Source organism: Streptomyces sp. NPDC107522 (assembly GCF_055657525.1).
Map to the genome: position 1 here is coordinate 101604 of NZ_JBVKAU010000024.1, position 7620 is coordinate 109223.

3 protein-coding genes are annotated in these 7620 nt (G+C 70.1%); all 3 read right to left on the reverse strand.

Going from position 1 to position 7620, the window contains the following annotated elements:
* From ACZ7L6_RS40515 to ACZ7L6_RS40525, 3 genes are read right to left on the reverse strand one after another with little or no spacing between them, the layout of a single operon-like run.
* The gene (locus ACZ7L6_RS40515; RefSeq protein WP_471933030.1) at nucleotides 1-2625 is read right to left on the reverse strand and encodes an RNaseH domain-containing protein; all 2625 of its coding nucleotides are present in this window, start codon (nucleotides 2623-2625) and stop codon (nucleotides 1-3) included.
* Nucleotides 2619-5897, reverse strand: a complete 3279-nt coding sequence (locus ACZ7L6_RS40520) for a DEAD/DEAH box helicase family protein (RefSeq protein WP_471933032.1) — start codon at nucleotides 5895-5897, stop codon at nucleotides 2619-2621. Before ACZ7L6_RS40520 ends, ACZ7L6_RS40515 begins: the two co-directional genes overlap by 7 nt.
* Complete coding sequence (locus ACZ7L6_RS40525) at nucleotides 5894-7051, reverse strand: restriction endonuclease-related protein (RefSeq protein WP_471933034.1); 1158 nt, start codon at nucleotides 7049-7051, stop codon at nucleotides 5894-5896. The genes ACZ7L6_RS40520 and ACZ7L6_RS40525 overlap by 4 nt, the downstream gene beginning before the upstream one ends.
* Between the last annotated feature and the right edge of the window lie 569 nt (nucleotides 7052-7620).

Genomic DNA, 7620 nt, shown 5'->3' on the forward strand with positions numbered 1-7620 from the left:
CTACGCCCCGAAATCCTCCTGCTCCGCAAAGCCCGGATGTTTCTCGTCGGCGCTCTTCGCCAGGTGTAGCGGTGCGGGCAGGTTGGTGCGTCCGTCCCACATGGCGGCCTGCTCCGAGGTCCGCGCTGCCAGGCCTGCCAGCTGTTCCTCGCGCCAGCCGCCGGGGTGGGCGATGACGTATTCGGTGCGGGTCATGGCGTGGAACGGGGCGCCCATCTGGGCCAGTTGCCCGCCGGGTAGGGTGCGGCGCGTGTACTGGGTGCCGGTGCGCTGGCCGCCGGCGTGCTGGCGGGACTGCCCGGAAAACAGCCAGGACACCACGCCCCCGTGGTCGTGACGGTAGAGGATCTTCTCCGGCATGACCGGCTGCAACGGGTTGCCGGGCAGCTTGCCCCCGCCGCCGGTACGCCGGGACGGCTGGGGGGCGCCCTGCCCGTTGCCGACCCGCACGACCGCCACATCCCACCCTTGAGCGATCAGGCTCTGCCCGGGCACAGGGCCGTCCCCGAGCCGGTCGTTGCACAGCCCGGGCCAGATCCGCTCCCGCTCCTCGGCGAACACGATGATCGGGAACTGGTTCCTGAGTGCGGCCAGGGCCCCGTCCACATAGGTGCGCACGTTGTCCGGGCCGCCGTGGTCGTCCCGCAGGTGATGCCCTCGTTTGCCGATGGGGCCAGCATGGTGCAGGGCGCGGGCCTGGGCCAGGGGGAGCCAGCCCCGCTCGCTGTACATGAGGGTGGGCCAGTAGGCGTCCTCGCCGAGCGGGATGCGCATGGCGACCAGCGTGATGGCCAGCACGGCGGGTTTGCGGGGGTGGCCGGGAGGTTCGGCGAAGCGGTGATGGCGGGTCCACAGCCCCACGGCCACGGCCTCCCGGTGAAGGGCGGTCTCCCGCGCGTTACGGTGGAAGGCGGTGGCGGCCAGCCGGTTGTCGATGATACCGGCGTCGGAGTGCAGGCTGCCGAGTCCGATCTGCACCGCGTGGTCGTCCTTGTAGGCGACGTCCGGCTCCGCCAGCCCCGCGTTGCGGGCCTTGGCCCGCGCGACCTTCTCGGGCGTGTTCAGCCGGTAGGGATCGCCGGGATCGGAGTCCATGGTGATGAACTGCGAGGGGATGCCGCGCTGGGCGAAGAGCCCTTTGAGTGCGTGCTTGGCGTCCGTCACTCCAGCCTCCTTCTCCTGCTCGCTCAAGTAGCGGGTCTCGCACAGGGCGGTGACCAGGGATCGCCCGGCACCCGGCTTGAACCAGGGCAGGCTGTTCAGGATCAGGCTGCGGTCGTGGCTGCCGTGGCGCACCAGTTCGGGCAGCCGCACCGCTACGAGCTCGTAGCCGGGGGCCAGGACCACCGGCTGCTCGTCGGGCAGATCGGCCAGTTCGGGCCGCGCGTAGTCGCGGGCCAGCTGCCCCATCACCCGCGTGTGCCACGGGGCCGACTCGTACAGCACGACGGTGCGCACCGCATCGAGACGTGCGGCGGCCATGGCGTCGGCCATCTTGCCGGCCGGCACGTAGGGCGGCAGGCTCCCGCCTGGCTTGCTGATCTTGATGGCGGTGCCGGTGTAGACGACGGGTTCCTGGCCGAGGACGCGTGTCGCGTGCTCCTCGAGCCGGGCGTGGAACATCGCCCCGGCGCCCTTGTCGATCGGGTGCTTGCCCGTGCGGTGCACCCCGCGTACCTCGGTCAGTTTGTCCAGGCCCGTCAGGGGCGGCTGGGGCAGCCGGCCGACGCCGCAGGCCTCGACGATCTGTGCCGTGGCCCCGCGGTAGCGGATCTCCTTGGGTTGCATGAGCCCGTCCGGGCCCTTCTCCCACCGGGTGGTGATGGGGGCCTTGAGGATGATGTCCGGGTTGACGGGATGGCGCAGCAGGACGTTGCGGATGCCCTTGTAGTGGGTGGCGACGCGCGAGATCCGCGCCGTCAGATGCGCGAGAAGCGTCTTTCCGCCCGGGGCGGGTTCGACCTCGATGTGGATGCGCTCCATGGCGTAGCCGGCGATGCGCCGACGCTTGCCGCTCTCCTCGTCGATCCACGTCCGTTCGTGGACCAGCGGGGCCTGCCAGGCCAGCAGGTCGCCTTCACTGTCGAGGTGGAACCGCAGCGCGGGCAGGGTTTCGTCGAGGTGGAGAGGCTGGGCGGCCAGCATGCTCGCCAGCCGCCACCCGGCCACCCGAAACGCCCAGCGGGGACCGGTGATCCGCCCCATGGTGTCGCGATGCAGCAGCGAACTGAGCGGCCGGGGCCCGTCGTCGTCCAGGTGCAGCAGGGCGGCGAGGGTGTCACGGCCGTCGTGCCCGTCCAGCCGTGTCTCCCACTCCCGCATCAGGGTGCGCACCACGGCCTCGTCCAGCGGCCCGGGTGTGACCATCACACTCTGCCCGGCCCAGCGGCCGGTCCTGGCGGGCCGGTCGGGGTTGGTGAACACCAGCCGCTCACCTGTCACGGCGCGTGCCGCCGTCTGCAGGGACGTGATCGGCTGCACGGCGTCCTTGCCCCGCGGCCTGGGCAGCCGCCGCCAGGCAGTCGCGAACGCCTCGCCCTGCGGATAGGCGTGCACCGTGCCCAGCAGCCGGTCATCCAGCGGAAAGGACAGGGTGAACAGGCGGCCGCGGTCGTCACTCACCATTCGCCCGACTCCTCGTCCTCGATGTCCTCGATCTCGTGTCCGTATCCGGTGGGGGAGTGCTCCGCCAGGCCCAGCAGGGCGTCGGCCATGGTGGTGCGGTAGACGGCGTCGATCAGCGGCATGTGGCCCTCGTCCTGCCATTTCCCGCGCAGCTGCTTCAGCAGGGCGGGGAGGGTGGAATCGGCAGCGGTGTGGGTGAAGGCGGCGTCCAGCAGCCGCAGCCTTCCTGGGTCGCCGCCGCGGCGGGTGCGCCCGCCCAGCTGGATCAGCCGGGTCAGGATCTCCGCGACGACGGCGAGTTTGACGTCCTCGCCCAAAGTCTTGAAGTAGCCCTGGCCGCTGCGGATGTCGTCGAAGATCTGGCCCGCCGCGATCCGCAGCCGCTCCAGCTCTGCTGCAGGCTCCGGGCCGGGCCGCCGCCGACGGTGGGCGAGGGAGTTGACCAGGGACAGCAGCACCGGGGGGTCTTCCATCACCGGGATGGGCCGGTTGACCAGGCAGGCCACATGCAGCAAGGAGCGCCCGTCATGGTCGACGATGTTCAGGCCGCGCTCGACGCGGGCCATGGGGGCGATCAGGTACCGGCACCGGCCGTGGCCCACGGCGTGGGGGAACTGCTCGAGCCGGTTGCTGGGGATGGGCACCCAGCCGGGCGGCATCCGCTCCAGCGCAGCCATCTCCTGCGGGCGCACCGCCACACAGATCTCGGATGCCGCGACCCCTGCGTCGATCATGCCCCGGGCGAGCGCGGGACCGGCGTCGTAGGCGGTCGGCGCGAGCAGCGCATACGCGCGGTGCGCGGTGGCCGGATCGGTCGCCACCATATCGAGCTGCGCGGACAGGTCCTTGCCGACGCTGCGCCCCATGGCCGTGTAGGCGCGTTGCCGGCTGGTTCCTTCGGTGCCGGACACCACGATGCCCGCCCCGTCGTCCTGGCCGGCCTGCAGCTCGACGGTGAGGCTTCCGTTGACGTCGTCCGGCACGTACCACGTCGGCTCCGGCAGGAGGTGATGACGCGGCGCGTACGGCATGAACGCCGTAGCGGACATCCCGATCACCGCCCGGCGGGTGCCGGTATGCGCGAGCGCGGTCACCTCGCCCAGAGAGGCCAGGTGGACGTGCGGATCCCCGACATAGGACTTCAGATGCAGCGCCGTCCGGTGCCGGTCGGCCGGGTCGAACGTCTCGGAGAACGCGAACAACGCACGCCCCAGGGGGCCGTAGGGGGCAGCCCGCCACGGCACGTGCGAGGCCAGCGCGTCCACCAGGCCGTTGCCGGCGGAGATCCCCGCCCCCTGCAGCGGCGCCGCGACCCCCACGATGCGGTGCAGAATGCTGCGCATCTCCTCCAGATACGCGCGCCGGGCCGCCAGCAGCGCCAGCGAGTGCAGCCGCTTGTCGTCCGCCTCACCAGTGATCGCCGAGAACGCCTCCCCAATGCGCTTCAACGTGGCATGGGTGAGCCGGTCCGAGCCACCCACCAGATCCGTGGCCGAGGACAGCAGGTCCCGCAGCTCCGCCAGCCCCGTTACCTCATCGGCCAACTCCAGCCGCCCCTCCCGCTTGTAGAGCTGGTTGATCGCACGCATCTGCTGCTCAGTGGGCCGCGTCCCGGCCTCCAGCTGGAAGATCCGGGACGCGAACAGCCCATCCCAGCGGCGCGGCACCACCATGCTGCGCCGCTCCCGGTCGGGCTGGATGACCCCGCCGACAAGGTGGGACACGTAGGACTCGGCCAGCCACACCAGGTGGTTGATCAACGGCCGCAGATACTGCTCGAGACTCATCGGCAGCCGGTGGCAGTGCCGCCGGAACTGACTGTCGAGGTCCCGTACCGGGGTGTGCTCCGCACCGTCCTGGGCCAGCAGTACCTGACGGGCCGCCTGCTCGAAGGCCTGCGCCTGCAGTGCATCAGCCTCGTCGATGATGACCAGATGGCTGCGGTGCAGCAGGAGCTGCTCGGTGGTCATGCGCCGGCCCGGGGCGGGCCGGCCCGCCACCGGCGCGTGGATGTGCCCGGTGAGGAAGTTCGCATGGTTGGTGACGAGGATGTCCGCCGTTGCCGCGGCCCGGTGGTGGCGGAACTTCCCGCAGCCGCCGCGCCACGGACAGGCCAGGGTCTTATCTGCCTTGACCCCGTTGGGCTTGAGCTGGTCGCACGGCTCCTGGCCCGGCTTCCAGGCATCCACCGCTTCGGAGGAGGTGGTGGCGTGCCCGGTCAGGGGGCAGCTGTAGGACATCTCCCGGTACACCCAGGTCCTGAAGTCCGCGTCGTCCTGCAGGTTGCCGGCCGTCTGCTCGGCCAGCTCCATCATGGAGGAGGGAGAGACTACCGGCGTGACCTGCGCGGAGATCTCCAGGTCGGCCAGATCCTGCTCCAGCCGGTACACCGTGGCCAGGACCTGCGCACTCTGCGGAACGACCAGCGAGATCACCCGGCCCTGCCGGGCGCACCACACCGCGGCGAGTTCACTCAGAACGTTCTTGCCCATGCCGGTGGGAGCGTGGAAGACCCGCAGCGGCCCGGCCTCAACACGCAGGACCTCGCCCACGTTCATGCCGTTGCCGTTGCGGGCGTGCTGCTGGATGTCCGCGACCGCCTTGCGCCGGTAGTCCTGCCCGCGCAGCGCATCGAGCCGGCCCGCGATCTCGTCCAGCTCGGCGAAGGGGATCACCACCTCGTCCGCGACCGGCGCCTCACCCAGCTCCTGCACCACGCTGGGAGCAGGAGGCCCTTGATAGCCGAGGTCGTAGAAGACGTCCACCACCCGGCCCGACGGGCTGAGCGGATCCTTGATCCGCAGGTCACTGACGTAGGAGCCGGGCGGCGCAGGCTTGGGCTGAGACTGCCCCTTGGCCGCGTTGTCCTCGAGCTCGTCCAGCAAGGCATCGACGAGGGCTTCCTCGTCACCCGAGGGCAGGACCAGCACCTGCTCCTCCTCGTCGCCCGGGGCGAACTCGACCGCCTCACCAATCTCCAGGACCGCTGCCGCCTCGGTGACAAACACCGAGCGGGAAGCCAGGACCGCCGGCCGCTGCCGCAGCATCCGCGTGATCCGCACCTGATCGGGCAGAGCAAGATCGGGCCAGCCATCCCACAGATGCAGCTGCCCCGTGACCAGGAAGTGCGCATCAGCAAGATCCACCACACGCCGCCAGGCCGCCTGCTCCTTGGGAGCCCGGTTGGGGAACACCCGCGCGGCCAGCAGCACCGCCGCCCGCAGCGTCAGCGGCACGCTGACGGAGTACCTCGCGTTCTTCGGCGACGTCACGCGCCCACCCCCTGCAGCCGCTTCATCACGGCCGCCTTGAAACGGCTGACCGTGAACACGCTGTAGCGCTGCCTGTCAGCAGTCCGCAGCGCACCCAGCCCGGACTGCAGCTGATTCACCTGGCTGCGCCGGTAGTTGGGCACGACCACCGTCTCCCCGGCAGGCGGCCGGTCGATGATCATCTGCGGGTCCTGGTGGTCCTTGACGTCCACCCGCCAGCAGTGCCCATCCGCCAGGTAGACGCCGATATCCCACTCATCTAGGTTCTCCCAGCGCTCGACCCGCACCCCCTGCTGCTTCTCCAGCCACTGCATCAGGCCCACCTCACTCAGCCCGGGACAGGTGATGTACCGCCACACCCCCCAGTCCAGGCACAACACGCCCTCCGCCGGCTCTGCAGCCGTCACCAGCCGGCCCCGCCCACCGGTCAGTAGAGGCGGCCCACCCCGCTTGCCGCTGCCCGCGACCAGACCGAACCGGCCCTGATGCGGCGGGTACTCACACCGCAACTGCCCACCCCGCAGCACCATCGGATACCGGCACTGCGGACACGGCCACAACCACGACGACGCCCCCACCCAAACCCGGTCTGACGGAAGGGGCCAATACACGTCCATCCGCGCCGCCCCACGCCGCGAGTACTCCTCGACCAACGCCCGCTCCGTGCCGTACGGCACCTCGGTCAGCATCGTCCGCGCCGCCACATAGCCGGCCTGCCCGCCGGAGCGAATGTGCCGAAAGGCAGCCCGCTCCGTCTGCTCAGCCGTCTGCCGAACCCACGCCGGAAGCCACGTCCCACCGAGATCGAAGTACCCGTCGTCCCCGTACAGGGCCTCCAGATAGTTCATCCCCGCCTCGAAGGCTTCCTCGGTCAGCTCACCGTTGTCCGTCAGGACAACCAAATCACCCATCTCCGCAGGCAGTTCGTCCCACGCCAACGGCACCCACTCCCGCAGGCGCACCGGCAACAAGTCGATCATCTCGGCAGGCGTCGAAGGACCGGCCCCCACCGGTAGACTCGACAACAACACCCCGTGCATACGCGACAGCTCCCGCCACGCACGAGGCTCCTCAACCCGGTTGATCCACGCCGCACTGGCCCGCAGAGCAGCGGTAATGATCCTCCGAGCGGCAACACGCTGACTTTCAGGCACAGCTCATCACCCCTCCACGCCCCACCAGTGGTATCGGGGGCCATTCCAGACGGGCCAACACCTCCGGGAACCTACACGCCCGGTCTGACAACGCCCCCGAAAACCAACCAAGATGAGCCCCGCGACAGCGGGGCACCGCAAGAAACCGGACACGCCGGCAGGCATGCCGCGGGGCCACCAGGCCCCGCTTCACCCCGCTCTGTCGGCCCGTCAGGGCCAGGCGCCCGCAGCAGCCGGCCCACACCAAGGGGGGAGGGGAACCGGATAACTGTCTAACAAACCCTTACGACATCACGGCGCCGCAGGCGCCGACACACCCAACCCCTGTCCGCCAGGGCAGGGAACCCCATACCACTTCAACCAACTGTCATGCCGTCAGGCTTGACACCCCCATACACACGACAGCGGGGCCGCCAGGCCCCGCTTTGTTCCATTCCTGTTGGCCCGTCAGGGCCAACCCACCCAACACACAGTCATGCCGCAAGGCATGACGACACGTCACCTTACGGGCCGTCAGGCCCGTAGTTGGCCGCCAGGCCAACTGAAGAGCCGACAGGCTCTCCGCCCCC